At 46.7% G+C, this 1,457-nt stretch carries 1 protein-coding gene; it reads right to left on the bottom strand.

Features of this window, described 5'->3' with window-relative positions:
• Positions 1 to 38: 38 nt before the first annotated feature.
• Positions 39 to 1,457: glycine--tRNA ligase subunit beta (glyS, locus tag A3763_RS19005; RefSeq protein WP_068760346.1), on the bottom strand; the 1,419-nt coding region annotated here is incomplete at its 5' end.

The following is a 1,457-nucleotide window of genomic DNA, read 5'->3' as shown; positions in this document are numbered from 1 at the left end:
GCTAGCAAGAAGGGAAAGCCTAACTTAGTGCTTAGGTGCTACTTAGAAAGCAGCGAAATATCTGCCACTCGCAGGAATAGCTCGCGCAGCTGACTCAACAAGGCTAAGCGATTATTCTTCAACGCTTCATCATCGGCCATAACCATGACATCTTCAAAGAACTGGTCAACAACTTTTTGAAGACTTGATAGCTCAGTCAAAGCAGCTTGGTAGTTACCTTGGTCAAACAATGGCGTTACAGTTTTTGCTAGGCTATCTACCTGAGCTGCCAAATCCTTTTCAGCTTGCTCAATCAGCTTACTCTGGTCGACCTGATCTGCCAACTCGCCCTTATTCTTCGCCAGAATATTGGAAACACGCTTATTGGCTGCCGATAAGGCTGAAGCCGCTTCGAGGCCCAAAAAGTTGCTAACCGCTTTGATGCGCTGATCAAAGTCGACCGGACGTGTAGGCCTACGAGCGTTAACCGCTAAGAAGACTTCAGCAGATACATTTTCATCCTGATACCAGGCACGGAAACGTTCCAACATGTAGTTCAATAAGTCTTCTTGGACACTATTGTTTTCCAAGCCTTCGTATTGCTCTAGCGACCAATTAATTAGGTCAACCAGATCAAGATCCAATTGCTCTTCAACAATGATTCGAAGCACACCTAAAGAAGCACGGCGCAAGGCAAATGGGTCTTTAGTACCCGTTGGAGGCTGATTGATACCAAATAGACCAACCAGTGAATCAAGTTTCTCAGCAATAGAAAGTGCACAACCCGTTTTTGTGGTCGGCAAGCTGTCGCCCGCAAACTTAGGCATGTACTGCTCATTCAACGCTAAAGCAACTTCTTTAGATTCTCCATCGTGCACAGCATAATGATAACCCATGGTTCCCTGTAAATCAGAGAACTCTAGAACCATTTCTGTCACCAGGTCAGATTTAGCTAGCTCTCCTGCACGCTCTGCATCGGACGCATTGCCACCAATTGCTGCGCCAATCTTCGCAGCTAGCTTTGATACACGTTCAGTTTTATCGTAAACCGTTCCCAATTTACTCTGGAAGACAATTTTCTTTAACTGCTCACGACGCGAGGCCAAAGTGGACTTCTTATCCGTTTCAAAGAAGAAGGCCGCGTCTGCCAGGCGAGGACGAATAACACGCTCGTTACCCTGAATTACCTGCTGAGGGTCCTTACTTTCGATATTCGCTAGCGTGATGAAGTTTGGTAGCATCTCGCCATTCTTATCCAAAGCATGGAAATACTTCTGATGCTCTTTCATCGAAGAAATCAGTGCTTCTGTCGGCACCTCCAAAAAGCGCTCGTCGAAGCGGCCGACTAAAGGTACGGGCCACTCATTTAGAGACGCGACTTCGTCCAACAAGTCTTCATCAATCACAGCCACACCACCAATACCTTCAGCAGCAGCCGTCACACCCTGACGAACCTTTTCCTTACGCTGATCATAATC

Source organism: Oleiphilus sp. HI0128 (genome assembly GCF_001635365.1).
Note: the sequence above shows the minus strand (reverse complement) of the source record. Positions and strands in the feature narration are given on the sequence as shown.